Below are 17,512 nucleotides of genomic sequence, written 5' to 3'. Positions count from 1 at the left end.
CGCAGTAGCATCTGCGCGGCGCTGCTCTTTGCGTGACGCCGCCTTTAAATCAACTCGATCGCTTCGCGCAGCTTCTGGCTTGTCTGCGGTAGCCCCGTGGCTTCGAGCTTGTCGAGATACTCGCTGGCCGAGAGCGGCGGCCGCTTTAGCCTTGATCGGACTTCCTTCACAGTTGTCAGGGTCTGTACGGGATCCAGATCGTATTGTGAAGTCAGGAAATCGTCCGGGTGGAGAATTTCAATCCCGTGATTGTGTACGACTTCGTTCGGGAAATCCTTTCTGTTGAAGGTAACGATGGAGTCTGCATGGCCGACAATCGCTGCGGCCAGGACATGGCGATCATTGGGGTCGGGGAGTTCTAGCGACTCGATAAAGGACGCATACCCGGTGATTAGACAGTCTGGCACTGACTGGTCCATCATCTGTCGGGTGCGCTGCAGGGCTTCGGGTTGCAAGTCGTTGCGCTGCTTGAGCAAATTGCGAATCCACTCATTGTGGATGTCTTCGGTCCAACGGGCGCGAAACAGGCCCGCCACGGACAGGCTTAGCATCAAGTCTCGTACCGGGGCGGGATACAGAACGCAGGCGTCGAGCACCGCTGTGTAGGCGAGGGACCCTGCCATCAATATCCCATGCCGAGTTCTTGCGCTTGCTCGGAGAGTGCCGCCAGGGCATCGGCCGAAGCCTTTCTCCGCTCCTCTTTGAATTTCAGCGCGTCTTCCAGACTAATGCGCCGATGCTTCCCGACCTTGTGGAACGGGATCTTGCCGCCTTCCAGTAGTCCCACAAGATACGGGCGCGACACGTTGAGAAGCATCGCTGCTTGCTGGGTGGTTAGATCCATCGATTGCGGCAAGAATGCAACCGGCTGCCCTTGCGATAAGGCTCCCAGCATGTTTGCAAACAGCCGCAGAACTTTGGGGGGCAAGCGGAGCAAAGGCGTGCCGTCTGTGAGGCGTTCAACCCCATCTTCAACGAGCGCAAGGTTTACCGCTTTGGAATGGTCGAGTGCCGCCACGATGCAGCGTTGCGCCGTTTTCGCCAGTTCCGCTTCCTTTTCGTCCAGGACGGTATCGAGCAAGTCATTTTTGCTGAGCATGGCACTTCCTCACTGCACTGATGTTTCGTTATGGCATTTGCACTTTTCTAGCCGTTGACGGCGAAGCACTACCGAGGGCCCTCAATCCCGGTTAGCGAAATATACGAAATAATCGAAATATTCGCAACGCCCGGCGGGGATGAGATGGATGTTGCTGCCAACTGTTCCGTTCCCCCTCCACTACACCTTGCCCATCCCGCCAATGTTGTGAAAGCGCGCCCTCCATCCGGCCCGACTTTCCATACGGCTACCCGGCAAAGCAGCGGCGCGCGCTATGACATACAGGTAAAATGCGCGATTGGCCTGATCTCGCACCGCGCTTTCCCGCAGTGCGCCCCACATCCGGATGTACACGTGAAAAATCCAGTTGAATCAACGACCTTCAGTAATCCTGCGCCGCGAGTCGGGATGGTTTCCCTCGGCTGTCCGAAGGCGCTCGTGGACTCCGAGCAGATCATCACCCAGTTGCGCGCAGAGGGTTATGAAATCTCGGGCACCTACGACGGCGCCGACCTGGTCGTGGTCAACACCTGCGGCTTCATCGACGAAGCCGTGCAGGAAAGCCTCGACGCCATTGGCGAAGCGCTCCACGAAAACGGCAAGGTGATCGTCACGGGGTGTCTCGGCGCGAAGCAGAGCGCGAGCGGCACCAACCTCATCGAGGACGTGCATCCGAAGGTGCTCGCCGTCACCGGGCCGCAGGCCGCCGGCGAAGTCATGCAGGCCGTGCACATCCATCTGCCCAAGCCGCACGATCCGTTCGTCGATCTCGTGCCGCCCGCGGGCGTAAAGCTCACGCCGCGCCATTACGCGTACCTGAAGATTTCCGAAGGCTGCAACCATCGCTGCACGTTCTGCATCATTCCGTCGATGCGCGGCGATCTCGTGTCGCGCCCCGTCGCCGACGTGATGCTCGAAGCCGAAAACCTCTTCAAATCGGGCGTGAAGGAGTTGCTCGTCATCTCGCAGGATACGAGCGCCTACGGCGCCGACGTCAAGTTCCGCACCGGCTTCTGGGACGGCCGCCCGCTCAAGACGCGCATGACCGAACTCGTCGGCGCGCTCGGCGAGCTGGCCGCGCGCCACGGCGCATGGGTGCGTCTGCATTACGTGTATCCGTATCCGAGCGTCGACGAAATCATTCCGATGATGGCCGAAGGCCCGTACAAGGGCCACGTTCTGCCGTATCTCGACGTGCCGTTCCAGCACGCGCATCCCGAGGTGCTCAAGCGCATGAAGCGTCCCGCGAATGCGGAGAAGGTGCTCGAGCGCGTGAAGACCTGGCGCGCGATCTGTCCGGATCTGACGATCCGCAGCACGTTTATCGCGGGCTTTCCGGGCGAAACGGAAGAGCAGTTCGAGACGCTGCTCGATTTCATCCGCGAGGCGGAACTCGATCGCGTGGGGTGCTTCGCCTACTCGCCCGTCGAAGGTGCGACGGCCAACGAACTCGACGGCGCATTGCCCGACGAAGTGCGCGAGGAACGCCGCGCGCGTTTCATGGAAGTGGCGGAACAGGTCTCGGCGAAGCGCATGCAGCGCAAGGTCGGCAAGACGCTGAAGGTGCTGATCGACGAGATCAACCCCGACGGCGGCATCGGCCGCACGTCTGCCGACGCACCCGAAATCGACGGCGTCGTCTACGTCGCGCCTTCGGTGAAGGCGTCGAAGCGCTACAAGGTGGGCGACTTCGTGTCGGTGAAGATCACCGGCGCGGACGGCCACGATCTGTGGGGCGAGGTCTGACGCGCATGGCTGAAACTGCCGCGCAGGTGCTCGCGTTTGGCGAGGCGATGGTGGAGTTCAACCAGGCGTCGGAGGGCAAGCCCGACTATCTGCAAGGCTTCGGCGGCGATACCTCCAATTTCTGCGTTGCCGCTGCGCGCCAGGGCGTGCGCACGGGCTTCGTCTCCGCGCTCGGTGACGACCGGTTCGGGCGGCTGCTGCTCGATTTGTGGTCGAGTGAAGGCGTCGATACGGCCAACGTTCGTGTCGACGCAGACGCGCACACGGGCGTCTATTTCGTCTCGCACGGGCCGTCCGGTCATGCGTTCGACTATCTGCGCGCGGGGTCGGCGGCGAGCCGCTATGCGCCGCGCGATCTGCCGCTCGACGCGCTTGCCGCCGCGCGCGTACTGCATCTCTCGGGCATCAGCCTCGCGATCAGCACGAGCGCGTGCGACGCCGCGTTCGCCGCCATCGACCACGTGCACGCACACGGCGGCGAGATCAGCTTCGATACGAACCTGCGCCTGAAACTCTGGCCGCTCGCGCGGGCGCGCGCGGTGATGACCGAAGCGCTGCGCGTCACCGATATCTGCCTGCCGAGCTGGGACGACGTCACGCTGCTGTCAGGTCTCGACGACCGCGATGCGATCGTCGACTGGCTGCTGGCGCGCGGGCCGCGCGTCGTCGCGCTGAAGCTCGGCAAGGACGGCGCCTATGTGGCGACGGCCCGCGAGCGCCGCGTGGTGCCGGGCTGCGTCGTCGCCGCGGTCGATGCGACGGGAGCGGGCGATTGCTTCGGCGGCGCGTTTATCGCGCGTATCGTGTCGGGCGACGATCCGTTCGCGGCGGCCCGTTACGCGAACGCGGCGGCTGCGCTCTCGACGCAAGGCTACGGCGCCATCGCGCCGATTCCGCACCGCGAGGCGGTCGAACGGCTGCTGGCCAACTAAGCGACCGGCGCCGCACTGCATACAGAACATCAACTTTCCACGCAGACAGACGAGGAGCAAGCGATGCAACGAGAAGTGGTGGTGGTGAGCGGTGTGCGCACCGCAATCGGCGACTTCGGCGGCAGCCTGAAGGACTTCGCACCGACGGATCTCGGCGCGCGCGTCGTGCGCGAGGTGCTCTCTCGCGCGAACGTGGAAGGCGATGACGTCGGTCATGTGGTGTTCGGCAACGTCGTGCATACCGAACCGAAGGATATGTATCTCGCGCGCGTCGTCGCACTCAACGGCGGCGTCGCGCAGCATGCGCCCGCGCTGACCGTGAACCGTCTGTGCGGCTCGGGTTTGCAGGCGATCGTGTCCGCCGCGCAATCCATTCTGCTCGGCGACGCGGACATCGCCATCGGCGGCGGCGCCGAAAACATGAGCCGTGCGCCCTATACCATCCCGGCCGCGCGCTTTGGCCAGCGCATGGGCGACGCACCGCTTATCGACATGATGCTCGGCGCGCTCCACGATCCGTTCCAGTCGATCCACATGGGCGTGACGGCGGAAAACGTCGCGATGAAATTCGGCATCACGCGCGAGGCGCAGGACGCGCTCGCGCTCGAATCGCATCGGCGGGCAGCGAGGGCGATTGCAGAGGGCCGTTTCAAGGATCAGATCCTGCCGGTTGCAATCAAGTCGAAGAAAGGCGAAGTCGTCTTCGACACCGACGAACACGTTCGCACCGACGCCGTGCTGGAAGACTTCTCGAAGCTCAAGCCGGTATTCGCGAAGGAAAACGGCACGGTGACCGCGGGCAACGCGTCGGGCATCAACGACGCCGCCGCGGCCGTCCTGCTGATGAGCAGCGAAGCGGCCGGTGCGCGCGGCGCAAAGCCGCTGGCGCGCCTCGTCTCGTACGCGCACGCGGGCGTCGATCCGGCGTATATGGGCATCGGCCCGGTACCGGCCACGCAGCGGGCACTCGAACGCGCAGGCATCACGGCCGCCGACCTCGACGTGATCGAGGCGAACGAGGCGTTTGCCGCGCAGGCCTGCGCCGTGTCGCAGGAACTCGGCCTTGACCCGGCGAAGGTGAATCCGAACGGCTCGGGCATTTCGCTTGGCCACCCGATCGGCGCGACCGGCGCGCTGATCACCGTGAAGGCGCTTTACGAACTGCATCGGATCGGCGGGCGCTATGCGCTCGTGACGATGTGCATCGGCGGCGGGCAGGGCATTGCCGCCGTGTTCGAGCGCATCTGACGCGTTTGCTCGGCTGAGGGCTGCGCGGCGCACTCGAAGGAAGGAGCCAGATGGAAGTATCGACCTCAACACAACGGGTCGCCGCGTCGCGCGGCGTGATGCGGGCCGCGTGCGCGCTGGCAGCCGTTGCGCTCGCGCTGCCGCTCGGCGCGCACGCGCAGCAGGCCGCCAGCGCGGCAAAGGAAACGGTTGCGCGGTCCACGGTCGCGCAGCCGCTCAGGCCGAACCCCGACTTCGCGCATTTCCCGCGCTACGCCGGCATGCTCGGCAAGCGTCAGATCGTGATGCGGCTCGGCCCGCAGACGGACGACCCGACCGGCGTCCACGGCGAATACCAGTTCACCGATACCGGCGTCGTGATCCTGATCGCGGGCGACCACGAAGGCACGACGCTCGAAGCCGAGGAGTCGAACGACGGCACGCGTATCACGGGCAACTGGGTCGGCACGTTTGCCGCCGACGGCTCGATTGCGGGCGCGCGCATGGAAGTGGACGATTCGAACCCGGTGGCCTTCGAACTGAAGCCGCTGACGGCCGGGCAGCCCGTGCCGCCTCCGTCCGCCGAGCCTGCGGCGGAGTTACAGGACGAACCCGCAGAACCCGCATCCCCGAGCGGCCAGGCAGTGAACGGCGTCAGCAATCTCAAGATCGGCGAGTAACCCCATGAAGAAAAACGACACCAGCCGCGCGTTGCAGACGCGCATCGTCCATCCGCAAGACGAGATCACGCCGGGTTTCGAATCGTTCGCCGCGCCGGTTACGCGCGCTTCGACGGTGGTGTTTCCCGATCTCGCGACGGTGCGCGCGCTCGACTGGCGCGACGACTCGCAATGGCGCTACGGCCTGCATGCAACGCCGACCTCGGCCATGCTGACCCAGCGCCTCGCACAAATCGAAGGCGGCGACTACGCGCTCTTGCAGCCGTCGGGGTTGTCGGCGATCTCGAACGTCTACTTCGGGCTCGTGAAAGCGGGCGACGACGTGCTGATTCCCGACAACGTCTACTCGCCGAACCGCGAGCATGGCGACTGGCTCGCGCGCGATTTCGGCATCACGGTGCGCTACTACGATCCGCTGATCGGTGCGGGCATCGCCGATCTGATCCTGCCCGCCACGAAGCTGATCTGGCTGGAGGCGCCTGGCTCGGTGACGATGGAAGTGCCGGACGTGCGCGCGATTACGACTGCGGCCCGCGCGCGCAACGTGGTGACGGCAATCGACAACACGTATTCGGCCGGGCTCGCGTTCAAGCCGTTCGAACACGGCATCGACATTTCCGTGCAGGCGCTCACGAAATATCAGTCGGGCGGCAGCGACGTGCTGATGGGCGCGACGATCACGAAGGACCACGCGCTGCATCTGAAGCTCAAGCAGGCGCGCATGCGGCTTGGCATCGGCGTGTCGTCGGACGACTGTTCGCTCGTGCTGCGCGCGCTGCCCAGCATGAAGGCGCGTTTCGAGGCCCACGAAAAGAGCGCGTTCGCGCTCGCAAGCTGGCTCAAGACACGTGGCGAAATTACGGCGATGCTGCATCCGGCGTTTGAGGACTGTCCGGGCCACGCGTCGTTCGTGCGCGATTTCACCGGCGCGGGCGGGCTCTTTTCGGTGGTGTTCGACGAACGCTATACGCCCGCGCAGATCGACACGTTCTGTGAGGCGCTCGAACTGTTCGCGATTGGCTGGAGTTGGGGCGGGTCGCACAGCCTCGTGATGCCCTATCACGTCGCGTCGATGCGAACGGCCGCGAGCTGGCCGCATCGCGGCACGCTGGTGCGGTTCTACGTGGGGCTCGAAGACGAAGCCGATCTGCGCGCCGATATCGAGCAGGCCTTGGCCACGCTCGCCTGAGCGCAGGCACGCGGCAGCGCCATAAAGAAAACAGCCGCTGCGCTTTGCAGGCGCAGCGGCTGTTTCATTGGTGTAGCGGCAATCAGAACAGCCGCAGCAATCCGTCGAGCCCGACGAAATTGAACGCGACGCTCGCCGCTTCGCGCACCACGGGTTTCGCGCGGAATGCCACCGAAAGGCCCGCTTCGGCCATCATTTTCAGATCGTTCGAGCCGTCGCCTATCGCGATGGCGCGGCGCGGTTCGATCCCGAGTTGCGCGCAGGTTTCGACGAGCGTGCGCGCCTTCACATCGGCATTGACGATCTCGCCGATCACGCGACCGGTCAGCTTTCCGTCGACGATCTCCAGCGTGTTCGCGCGCGTGTAGTCGAGGCCGAGGCGTTCCTTGAGGCGCTCCGTGAAGAACGTGAAGCCGCCGGAAACGAGCAGCGTTTTCAGGCCCGCTGCCTTCGCACCGGCGAGCATCTGCGTCGCGCCCGGCGACAGTTGCAGCCGCTTCTCATAGACGCGTTCCAGCGCGCTCGCGTCGAGCCCCTTCAGCAGCGCCACGCGCCGGGTCAGGCTCTCGTTGAAGTCCTTGATCTCGCCGCGCATCGACGCTTCGGTGATCGCCGCGACCTCGGCCTTCAGCCCGCAGAAATCGGCGATTTCGTCGATGCACTCGATGGTGATCAACGTCGAATCCATGTCCATGGCGACGAGACCGAAATCGGCGAGTTCGCGTCCCGCTTCGACGAACGCGTAATCCAGCTGGTGCGTGCCGCAATAGACGTCGAGATCGCCGCGTTGCGCGGGGACGGCGCCTTCGATGCGGATTGCGAATTCGTCGATTGGCGCGAGGCGGCTGCCGCGCGCGAGCGCGAGAAGCGGCTTGTGGTGAACGGCGGGCAGCGAGGCGGGACTCTGGATGACGAGATTCATGACGTGGACGGGGAGCGGGCTGTGAACCGCGCTGTGAACCGGGAGCGGCGCGGCAAATCGGGACATTGTAACTGCTCGCCGATCTGGCCCGGTGCGCCCGCTGGCATGCGGCGCATGCCAGCGGTCATATCACGTCAACGATGAGACAGAACCTGCCGGGTTATTTCCCGTTGTACGCTTGCTGCGAAACCTTTTGCAGAATCTGGTTTGCCGCCCCGTAACTCTTGTTCATGTAGATCTTCGAGAACGAATGCCCCATCACATCGGACAGCGGATGCCAGCCCATTGAGAAGTTCTCCGGCAGCACCGTCTGTACCAGTCTAAGGGCGCCGATTACGCCATCGGAGCTTGACGTCAGATAGCTTGACCCCGGCAATTGGTAGCGCGTCGCGCTGCCCACATTAACCGCGCTGATTGCGCCCTGCGCCTTGTCGGGCCCGGTCACCAGCAAGTTGATTTCGAAGTTCGCGTACAGCGAGCCCTGTGAATGGCCAATCAGCACGACCTTGCGCTTGTCGTTCAGATACCCGCGATACTTGCGCAAGTGATCCGGCAATTCCGGAACGTCGCTCCTGGCCAGGATGGCGATGTACTTCTTCTGCAGTTCCGCATTCATGCCGCTGGCTGGCAGGGAACCCCCGTCGATGGCACGCCAGAAATCGGCCGGACTCGATCCCTCCCTGGCCTTTTGCTTGAACACCGACTTGACGTCGGTGAAGAAACCCTGGGTTGCGTTGTACGCATTGCCGTAGACGTAGGCATTGTTCTTGTCACGCGCGTTGAGCTGCTTTTTCACGATCTGCAGATTGGCCACTGCATCGTCGAATGTGTTGTTGATGCCGTTGACGAACACAATCGCCGAACCGGGAGGCGTCGCGGATATCGCACTCAACGGGGTGAGCAATGCGCTCGCGAGCAGGACGGTGACGGGTGACTTCATGCGGAAATCTCCTTGGGTTTGCACTCAGTTGAGAAGGACGGATGGATCGAAGCGGCACGGCTTAGCTTGTGGATCGTCGAAGAACTGACCACCGGCCAACGCCTGGAAACGCAGATAGGCAACCGTGTCGCTCTCGTCATCGAGCATGACCGCACGCGCGGCCTTGATTCGGTTGAGCATCTCCTGTTGATCGAGATCGACCTTGGCGAGTACATCCTCGCCTAGCGCGCAGGCGATGCCTTGCGCAATTTCATCGCCCGCACGTTTGGCATCCTGCGGATCCCGCACGTTATGGACCGCCTGGCTCCAGCCTTGGGCGATTTGCGTCAGCGCCTCACGTGTCACGGCAGAGTTGGCGTATTGCTGGGCAAGATAGTCGTTGAACCGCTGCGGCAGCGGGCGCGCGGGTGGTAAAGACTGCGTCAGGCGATCGGTCGGCCCGGGATCGATGCCACTGCGTTTGATCGCCGGCAGGACAGGCGCAGGCGTCGCGGACGGCACGGGTTTGCGTGCGATGTCGGTGTCGGTATCGGCAGCAACGATCCATCGTGCTCCGAGCGCAACCAGCACAGCGATCGTCGCGCCGACTCCAGCTTTGAACTGCCACATATCAACTCCCGCGCAATGAGATTGCGTGTGACCGGCGGTTAAGCATCGTCTACGACATTGCCAATCACGCTCGCAATAAATGTTCGCACTGCTATATGACAAGTTAAGCCGAGGTCACTGTAAAGGTTTGTCATATCTTTGGCGTAACGGCCTGGTTTTCACCATTTCTCGATGAATTTGCACGTGTAATGCATGGCAGTGCAAATTTATTTGTCGAAGGAAGAATGAACCCGTCGGGCGAGCATGCCCGTACCGCATATGCAATCCAGCGGACGCATGGCATTGCTCACGCGGCGTGATGGACCGGGACGATTTCTATTGCATTAAGTGGTGGCGAAGAACAGGCATATCGCCCCCGTTCACGGACTTCCGGCAATTGCGGTCTCGCTCGAACGATTCATGGCGCACTTTGCCGTCCCTTTCGTCGAGTGTCCCCGCATTGATCTGACCATTCGCGCACCTTGCTGGATTGAAAGCTCGCTTTAGTTGCACAATGAATATTCGCGCGGCGGTCCGATAGGGGCGGTTGTCGCTTGCCTTCGCCTGGCATCAGCCGTTCGCAGCGCGGCCCGTATCTTGCGAGACCAGATGCGTGATCCGCGTGCCAATGTGCGCAAGGGGAACCGGTATGCAGGACGCTCACAAGAATCAACACGCCACGCTCGCCCGAACGCCGCGCGGCGCGCGTTCCGAGGCTTCCGGCACGGCTGCGCCGGTTTCGCGCGCCGTGTCCGGCCGCCGCCCACGGCGCATCGCCCGCGTTCCCGACACGCCGGCCGATGCCGACATCGCTGGGATCCCGATCACGAGTGCAAGACGCGTCATCGACGCGTCGAGCGGCCTGCGCAAGATCGATGTCATTCGCTATTACGCGCGCGCGTCGCGCTGGCTGCTGCCGCATCTGCTCGATCGGCCGGTTTCGCTCGTGCGCGCGCCGCGCGGTCTCGAAGGCGAGCTGTTCTTCCAGCGTCACAGCGCGCGCTCGCCGATCCCCGAACTCACGCAGCACGAAGGGCTCGACCCCGGCCATCCGCCGCTCTTGACGATCGACTCGCTGGAGGCGCTCATCGGGGCCGCACAGATGGACGCCATCGAACTGCACACGTGGAATGCGTGCGTGACGGACATCGAGCGGCCCGACCGCGTGGTGTTCGACCTCGATCCGGATCCGGTGCTCGGCTGGGATTGCATGATCGAGGCCGCCGACATGACCCGTGCGCTGTTGCAGGCGCTCGGCCTCGAGTCGTTCTGCAAGACGAGCGGAGGCAAGGGGCTGCATATCGTCGTGCCGCTCGCGCCCGAGACGGGTTGGGAAGACGTGAAGGCATTCGCGCGCGCGGTCGCGCAGCATCTGGCCGCGGACTCGCCGACGCGGATCACCGCGACGATGGGTCCCGAACATCGCAGGAAGAAGATTTTCGTCGACTACCTGCGCAACGCGCGCGGTGCGAGCACGGCGGTTGCGTATGGCGTGCGGGCGCGGCCCGGGATGGGCGTGTCGGTGCCGATAGCGTGGGACGAGCTTGCGCAGACGAGCGGCGGCGCGCAGTGGACGCTGCACAACATCGACGAGCGCCTGGCCACGCTCGATCGCGCCGATCCGTGGGCCGCGTATGGGGGGGTGAAACAGCAGGTCACTGCGGAGCTGACGATCGGGCTCGAAGAGAGCGACAGATAGCGCACACACTTCGCCGATATCCCAGCGCAACTGTCGCGCTCGGCATCCCCGCAGTCGACTACGTGCTGATCTTCAACGACACCGACGCCAACTTCCCGGCCGCCGCCGAAGCGATCAAACCGCAGGGCGGCATCGCAACGATCGTCGAAAACAGGGAGCCGGTGCCGGTCGAACTGCTCAAGGCGAAGAGCGCCGCGCTGCACTGGGAGTTCATGTTCACGCGCTCGATGTTCGGCACGCCCGATATGATCGAGCAGCACAAGCTCCTCACGGAGATTGCACGCCTCGTCGATGCGGGGACGTTGCGCACGACGGTCGGCGAAGTGCTCGGACCGATCAACGCGGAAAACCTGCGGCGCGCGCACGCGTTGCTGGAAGCAGGCCGTGCGATCGGCAAGCTCGTGCTGAGCGGGTTCTGAGGCGCAGGCGGCCTCGGGCGGGGCAGGTTCACCTGGCCGCGGTTTGCTCCGCTCGTTGCGCCTGCATCGATTGGTCTGATAATTGCACCCCTAAAATCCGGAGCGTGGCAAGCGGGATAACACCTGGTCTGTAAAGTGCTTGCACTCGAAGCACGCGCCTGCGCGGCGCGCTAGACTAAAGGAACGGATCATCCGCTCATTAATTATGAGCTTCATACCGGCGCGCTTCCTTGAACGGCGGCGCGCGGCAGCACCCGTCAGGAGATCACGCATGCTACGCCGTCGCTCAAGCCGCGCTCACGCGGTACTCGCCTCCTTTGCCTTCGCCGCGTCGTGCACATTCGCGTTGCCGGCGTTCGCGACCACACCCGTCACGGTCACGTCCAAAGCTGCCACGGACGGGCCGATTCGCTACACGGTGAAGGTCACGTCGAAGCAATTCGGCAACTCATCGGAAACGCGCACGCTGCGCTCGGGCGACACCGACGACTTCACCTGGCGCACGACGCCGCCCGGCGGCGCAGTGGCCGCGCCGAAAGGCTGCCCCGATCTCGCAACGCTCCCGCTCGACGCGAACGGCGCCGTGGTGCGGCAGACGCAGCTGCGCCTCTCGCCGATCGTCGACGCGCGCGGCACCGCGAACGTCCAGGTGAGCTTCCGGGCGCAGGCGCCGCATGGCACGCGCAGCGTATCGAGCGGCGGGGCGACGCTCGCGTGCCCCGACGTCAAATCGTTTAGCCAGATCGTTCACTTCACGATGTCGACCAACGGCACGCCGAAGACGATCACGCTGAGCGACGGCACCCAGGTCACGATTTCCGCCCAGCGCTGAGCGCGTTGCTGTTGATGCGTTTTCCGCGCGCTCGTCGTACGTTTCAGTTGTCTTTTCGTGGTCAGGCAGCCCGCTTTTTCGCGCTCGCAGGACGCTCGACGAGCCGCGACGCGAGAAAGCGGTGCTCGGGCGAGAAAACGCGCCGGTACGCGAGCAGCACGGCGCCGACCGTGCCGAGCGCCGATGCCGCGGCAATCAGGAACATGATCACGATCTGGTAGCGCACGGCTTGCAGCGGCGACTGCCCCGCAAGCACCTGGCCCGTCATCATGCCGGGCAGGCTGACCACGCCCACGACGGCCATCTGGTTGAGCGTCGGGATCATGCCCGCGCGCACCGCCTCGCGCGCGGGAGCCTGAGCGGCTTCCCAGCGCGTGGCGCCGAGCGCGAGCGCGCTGTCCACGCGGTCGCGCCGCGCCGTGAGTTCCTGCGTCATGCGCTCGACGCCGAGCGACACACCCGTAAGCGTATTGCCGAGAATCATGCCGAGGATCGGGATCGCGTACTGCGGTTCGTACCAGGGCCGGATACGGATCACGGCGAACAGGCCCACCGCTGCGACGAGCCAAGCACTGACCCAGATCGACACGACGCTATCGGCGCGTTGGCCCGCATACGTGCGCGCACCGCGCTGCGAGCTGGCGATACCGGCGATCAGCGTCATCAGCGCCATGAGCGGCAGCACGACATACCAGCGGGCGTACGAGAAGACCCAGCCCAGCACATAGCCGATCGCGAGCAACTGCACAACCGTGCGCGCGGCAGCCCAGGCGAGCTTGCGTTCGAGGTCGAGCTTGAGCAGGACCGACACCGCGCCGTTGACGAGCACGAGCAGCGCCGCGATGGCGACGTCGCCGAGGCCGAGGTTCTGGAGGACGGAATTCATCGCGAGGCTCCGGTGGCGGGAGCGGTCGGGGCGACGGACTGCGCGGTATCGGCCGTTGCCGTGAGCACGCCGGCATGCATGCCGAGTCTGCGGTTTGCAACACGCGCGGCCTGGGCGAGATCGTGCGACACCCACACGGTTGCGCGTCGATCCGGATTGCGCTCGAACCAGCCGCCGACGAGCGCTTCGACCGCGCGCGCCGAATCGGGATCGAGCGAGGCGGTGGGCTCGTCGAGCAGGAGGACATCGGGATCGAGTTGCAGCACGCGCACGAGTGCGACGATCTGCGCCTCGCCACCCGACAGTTCCGACGCGGGCCGCGCGAGAAAATCCGCGCCGCGTCCGGCCGCTGCAAAGAGCTTCTCCGCGCATGCAGCGTCGAACCGGACATCACGATAGACCGCGAGCGAATACGGATAACGCAGGTTGTCCTCGACCGTGCCGTCGAGCAGTGCAGGCCGTTGCCGCAGATAGGCGATATGCCGGCGAAAACGCGGAATGCCCGTGCGCGCGACCGGCTCGCCGTTCCAGAGCACCGTGCCCGCGTCGAGCGGATCGAGCAGCGCGAGCGCGCGCAGGAACACGCTTTTACCCGAGCCCGACGGACCAGTCAGCGCGGCGCGCTCGCCTGCGCACAGTGCGAAATCCGTCGGCTGCAGCAGCGTCAAACCGCGCTGCGGGTCATGTCGTGTAATCTGGCGGGCCTCGACGAGCGGCGTGCGGCGGGCGCCGTCGCTTACGTCCGGCCGGCGGGAATAAATCGGGCTTGTCATCGAATGATTGCAGACAAAACGTGTAACGTGACGCAGCACGATGGCGAACGCCGGCGCAGGCGGGCAGGCACGTTCGCTGCTTCAGGAACGGTTGAAGAAAACAGCGGGAAAATCAGGGAGTGTGCATGATGTCACCGCAATCCGGGGCTCGCGGCGTCGGCCGCACGCTCGCCCGGATCTTCGCATGGCTCGTGTTGATTGTCGCGATCCTCGGCGCGGGGCTCGCAGTATTCGTCCTCAACTTCGACTGGAATCATGCGAAGCCGTGGGTCAACGAGAAGGTCAGCGAGGCCATCGGGCGGCCGTTCGAGATCCAGGGCGATCTGAAGGTCGGCTGGCGCGCGCCGGTCGGCGAAACGGGCTGGCACGCGTGGGTGCCGTGGCCGCGCTTCTCGGCTACGCAAATCGCGGTGGCCAACCCCGCCTGGGCCCGCGCGCCGCACTTCGCGACGCTCGACGAAATCGATTTTGAGGTCATGGTCCTGCCGCTGCTCGTGCACGACATCGTGATCCCGGCCATCAATCTCGTGAATCCGTCCATCGACGCCGAGCGGCTCGCCGATGGCCGCAACAACTGGACGTTCAATCCGCCACCGTCGAGCGGCCCATCGACCTGGAAGCTCAATCTGCACAACATCGCGTTCGCGAAGGGCACTGTTGCGCTCGACGATCAGCAGACGAAGACCGATGTGCAGCTCACCATCGATCTGCTCGGGCGCGGGATTCCGCTCGGTGAAGTCATGCAGGAGCAGGAAGCGGCCGCGCGCAGCGAATCGGCGAAGACGATCGGACAGGCTGGCGCGCAGCGGCTTGCACAGCAGGCGCAAATGCAGCAGGCGTCCGAAGCTGCGGCGGCGAGTGCGGCTGCAGTGAGCGCGGCCAGTGCCGCCAGCGGCGCGAGCGCATCACGCGCCGCGAATGCGGGCAACGCAGGTAAAGCAGACAACGCGGCTGCGAGCGCCGCCACTGCGTCCGGCGCCGCTCCGGTTTCCGGGGCTTCGGCTGTCCCAGCTGTCCCAGCGAATAAAGTTGCGGCCGAACCTTTCTACGCCATCGGCTGGACGCTCAAGGGCACGTACAAACAAACGCCGGTTTCGGGCACCGGCAAGCTCGGCGGCGTGCTCGCGCTGCAGGATGCGAAGCGCCCGTTCCCGTTGCAGGCGGACGTGCACGCGGGCGACATGCATATCGCGCTCGTCGGCGCGCTCACGGATCCCGCGCATCTGGCCGCCGTCGATTTGCGCCTGTGGCTGCAGGGCGAAAGCATGGCGCATCTCTACAACCTCACCGGCGTGACGCTGCCCGAAACGCCGCCTTACGCGACTGAAGGCCGCTTCGTCGGGCAATTTCATCCGGGTGCGAGCGAGTTTCGCTACGAGAACTTCACAGGCCGGGTGGGCGGCAGCGATCTGAACGGCACGCTCACCTACGTGCAGCGCGAGCCGCGTCCGCTGCTGAAGGGCGAGCTGACGTCGAACCTGCTGCAGTTCTCCGATCTCGCGCCGATCATCGGCGCGGACAGCAAAGCGAGCAAGGCGAAGCGCGGCGACGTGGTGAAGCAGCCCGCCGATCGCGTGTTGCCGGTCGAACCGTTCCGCACGGACCGCTGGCGCGCCATCGACGCCGACGTTGCATTCACGGGCAAGCGCATCGTCAAACAGGGCAGCCTGCCGATCTCGGCGCTCTACACGCACGTCGTGATGACCGATGGCGTGCTCTCGCTCGATCCGCTGCGCTTTGGCGTGGCGGGCGGCACGCTCGCCACGCGTCTCACGCTCGACGGCAGCGGTACGCCGCTCAAGGCGCGCGGCACGGCGCAAGCGCGGCATCTGAAGCTCAAGCAGCTGTTCCCGAACTTCAAGACGATGCAGTCCGCGCTCGGCGAGGTGAACGGCGACGCATCGCTCTCGGCCACGGGCAACTCGCCCGCGTCGCTCGCGGCGACTTCGAATGGCGAAGTGAAGGGGCTCGTCACGCAGGGCACGATCAGCCGCCTGCTGATGGAGGCGGCGGGGCTGAATGTGGCCAACGTCGTCTACGAGAAGATGTTCGGCAACCGCGATGTGAATATCAACTGCGCCGCCGCCGATTTCGTCGCGACCAATGGTGTGCTCAACCCGCGCGTATTCGCACTCGACACCGACGACGCCGTGATCGACATCGACGGCCCGATCGATCTGCGCGACGAATCGCTGGATCTGCGCATCCATCCGCATACGAAGGGTTTTCGCGTGTTCTCGCTGCGCTCGCCGCTGTATGTGAAGGGGACGTTCAAGAATCCTCGCGTCGGTGTGGATGCGGCGGCGCTCGCGCTGCGCGGCGGGGCGATGATCGGGCTTGGCATCATCAATCCGCTCGCTGCGCTCATTCCGCTCATCGCGCCGAGCAAGAATCAGCCGCTGCCGTGCGACGAACTTTTCGCGCAACTGCGCAAGCGTCCGATCGCGCCGCCGCCAGGACAGAAGATGCGCGCGAGCCCGGGCAATGCACTTCCGGCGGCGAGCCGCGCAGGCTCAGCCGGGACGAGTGGAAACAGCAGCAAGAGCGGTAACAGCAGCAAAGGCAGCAACGGCGGCAGCGGCGGCAACGGCGGCAGCGCGCAGGGAACTGCCGCGCCGCAGATGGGCTGGTCGAGTCTCTACAAAGGAAACTGACGCGCCCGTGGCGCGTCAGCGGAGTTAGCGCAGCGAGCGCGGCGTGGCGTCGCCGGCCGCGTCCTGGCGGCGTGTCACGCGCCGCGAGACAACATCCGGGCGCCCTGCGCCGAACTCGGGGAGGATCCGGCTGCGCGCGCGGCTCGCGAACACGAGAAAGCCGAAGCCGTCGGCCTCGTACCAGTAGCCGCCGTTCTCCAGCCCTTCGATGGGCTGTTCGAGTGCATGCGCAATGAACTCGATGCAGCGGCGCCGCAATTCGCTCGTCCCGGGATAAGGCGGCTGTGCGCCGCGCACGCTGCAGAGCAGAACATCGAGCCCCGGCAGGACATGCGCATAGAGCACCGGCTCGTCTTGCGCGCGGGCGCGTGCGATTTTGGTGTCGAGTTGACCGAACGGTTTGAAGTGGCTGAGCACGGCGAGAAACGATTCGTCGCCGTCAGCCTTGATGCGTTTACGCCTTTTCGGGAAGGACATAAAAACTCGCCTGAAAAAGGATTGCAAATCGCGCAGCTGTCCCATGCGACCACTCCCGGATTTGCGCGCCGCACGTCGATCCTTTATAGCATAGGGTTCTGCAGGATTCACGAGGATTCGAACTCAGCCGAAACCCTCATTGCTTCCGCAAAAGCCATGCCGGACCGCTTGCCGCGCTCATGTAAGTATCCCGGCGCTCTTTGTTTCGCAGTTTTTTGCCATCTCCGTCTCAATAATAGACCTGCATGCGCGCGCAGTGTGTCGAAATCGCCTTTAAAAAACGTGCGGTTCCAGACGCTCCCGAAGCTGTGCGGCGTCCGTTGTCATCCAATAATTTCACGCCGATAATGTCCCGGTTCTGGCGTCTGCGGCCATCCCGCGTCGCGGAGCCCGATGTGGGGTCCAGTACGGCAAGTGCTGCGCGGCAAGTGCTGCGCCGGCCGGATCCG

General features: G+C 64.6%; 15 protein-coding genes and 2 pseudogenes. 9 read left to right on the top strand and 8 right to left on the bottom strand.

The window, feature by feature from the left end:
- Positions 1 to 44: 44 nt before the first annotated feature.
- Complete coding sequence (locus EPN59_RS05785) at positions 45 to 623, bottom strand: PIN domain-containing protein (protein ID WP_293037224.1); 579 nt, start codon at positions 621 to 623, stop codon at positions 45 to 47.
- A complete protein-coding gene (locus EPN59_RS05780; protein WP_293037221.1) occupies positions 623 to 1,099 on the bottom strand; it encodes a helix-turn-helix domain-containing protein in 477 nt (158 codons plus the stop codon). Before EPN59_RS05780 ends, EPN59_RS05785 begins: the two co-directional genes overlap by 1 nt.
- 408 nt (positions 1,100 to 1,507) lie before the next feature.
- On the opposite strand from EPN59_RS05780, the gene rimO reads away from it, so the two are divergent.
- The 5 genes from rimO (at position 1,508) to EPN59_RS05755 (ending at position 6,873) form a co-directional block, all read left to right on the top strand.
- Entirely contained in the window at positions 1,508 to 2,845 is a 1,338-nt protein-coding gene (rimO, locus tag EPN59_RS05775) for a 30S ribosomal protein S12 methylthiotransferase RimO (RefSeq protein ID WP_293037218.1), read from the top strand.
- A 5-nt stretch (positions 2,846 to 2,850) separates the two neighbouring features.
- Positions 2,851 to 3,777, top strand: coding sequence for a sugar kinase (locus tag EPN59_RS05770; protein WP_293045694.1), 927 nt, complete (start codon positions 2,851 to 2,853; stop codon positions 3,775 to 3,777).
- 63 nt (positions 3,778 to 3,840) lie between these two features.
- Positions 3,841 to 5,025, top strand: a complete 1,185-nt coding sequence (gene bktB / locus EPN59_RS05765; protein WP_293043208.1) for a beta-ketothiolase BktB — start codon at positions 3,841 to 3,843, stop codon at positions 5,023 to 5,025.
- A 50-nt stretch (positions 5,026 to 5,075) separates the two neighbouring features.
- Entirely contained in the window at positions 5,076 to 5,684 is a 609-nt protein-coding gene (locus EPN59_RS05760) for a hypothetical protein (RefSeq protein WP_293043205.1), read from the top strand.
- A gap of 4 nt (positions 5,685 to 5,688) precedes the next feature.
- Positions 5,689 to 6,873, top strand: a complete 1,185-nt coding sequence (locus tag EPN59_RS05755) for a cystathionine beta-lyase (protein WP_293043202.1) — start codon at positions 5,689 to 5,691, stop codon at positions 6,871 to 6,873.
- Between the two features lie 82 nt (positions 6,874 to 6,955).
- On the opposite strand, the gene serB is transcribed toward EPN59_RS05755, so the two are convergent.
- From serB to EPN59_RS05740, 3 genes are all read right to left on the bottom strand, one after another.
- Positions 6,956 to 7,795: a phosphoserine phosphatase SerB gene (gene serB, locus EPN59_RS05750; RefSeq protein WP_293043211.1), complete on the bottom strand. Its 840-nt coding sequence runs from the start codon at positions 7,793 to 7,795 to the stop codon at positions 6,956 to 6,958.
- Positions 7,796 to 7,955: 160 nt separating this feature from the next.
- Positions 7,956 to 8,735, bottom strand: a complete 780-nt coding sequence (locus EPN59_RS05745) for a hypothetical protein (RefSeq protein WP_293045691.1) — start codon at positions 8,733 to 8,735, stop codon at positions 7,956 to 7,958.
- Positions 8,736 to 8,759: 24 nt separating this feature from the next.
- The gene (locus EPN59_RS05740) at positions 8,760 to 9,344 is read right to left on the bottom strand and encodes a hypothetical protein (protein WP_293032846.1); all 585 of its coding nucleotides are present in this window, start codon (positions 9,342 to 9,344) and stop codon (positions 8,760 to 8,762) included.
- 787 nt (positions 9,345 to 10,131) lie between these two features.
- Here EPN59_RS05740 and ligD point away from each other — a divergent pair.
- The 3 genes and pseudogenes from ligD to EPN59_RS05725 all read left to right on the top strand — a co-directional run.
- Positions 10,132 to 11,022: pseudogene (gene ligD / locus EPN59_RS05735) on the top strand (non-homologous end-joining DNA ligase); the annotation flags it as partial.
- 47 nt (positions 11,023 to 11,069) lie between these two features.
- Positions 11,070 to 11,441 (top strand): annotated as a pseudogene (locus tag EPN59_RS05730) (zinc-binding dehydrogenase); the annotation flags it as partial.
- Positions 11,442 to 11,712: 271 nt separating this feature from the next.
- Positions 11,713 to 12,273 (top strand): DUF6013 family protein, encoded by a 561-nt coding sequence (locus EPN59_RS05725; protein ID WP_293045688.1) that lies wholly within the window; start codon positions 11,713 to 11,715, stop codon positions 12,271 to 12,273.
- Positions 12,274 to 12,334: 61 nt separating this feature from the next.
- Here the strand turns inward: EPN59_RS05725 and fetB are convergent, their stop codons facing one another.
- Positions 12,335 to 13,159, bottom strand: coding sequence for an iron export ABC transporter permease subunit FetB (gene fetB / locus EPN59_RS05720; RefSeq protein ID WP_293043129.1), 825 nt, complete (start codon positions 13,157 to 13,159; stop codon positions 12,335 to 12,337).
- Positions 13,156 to 13,932, bottom strand: coding sequence for an ATP-binding cassette domain-containing protein (locus EPN59_RS05715; protein WP_293043131.1), 777 nt, complete (start codon positions 13,930 to 13,932; stop codon positions 13,156 to 13,158). The genes fetB and EPN59_RS05715 overlap by 4 nt, the downstream gene beginning before the upstream one ends.
- 125 nt (positions 13,933 to 14,057) lie before the next feature.
- On the opposite strand from EPN59_RS05715, the gene EPN59_RS05710 reads away from it, so the two are divergent.
- Complete coding sequence (locus EPN59_RS05710; protein WP_293045685.1) at positions 14,058 to 16,586, top strand: AsmA family protein; 2,529 nt, start codon at positions 14,058 to 14,060, stop codon at positions 16,584 to 16,586.
- A 24-nt stretch (positions 16,587 to 16,610) separates the two neighbouring features.
- On the opposite strand, the gene EPN59_RS05705 is transcribed toward EPN59_RS05710, so the two are convergent.
- Positions 16,611 to 17,108, bottom strand: a complete 498-nt coding sequence (locus EPN59_RS05705; RefSeq protein ID WP_293037635.1) for a hypothetical protein — start codon at positions 17,106 to 17,108, stop codon at positions 16,611 to 16,613.
- Positions 17,109 to 17,512: the final 404 nt, after the last annotated feature.

This window comes from Paraburkholderia sp. (assembly GCF_004298475.1).
GTDB lineage: Bacteria > Pseudomonadota > Gammaproteobacteria > Burkholderiales > Burkholderiaceae > Paraburkholderia > Paraburkholderia denitrificans.
Note: the sequence above shows the minus strand (reverse complement) of the source record. Positions and strands in the feature narration are given on the sequence as shown.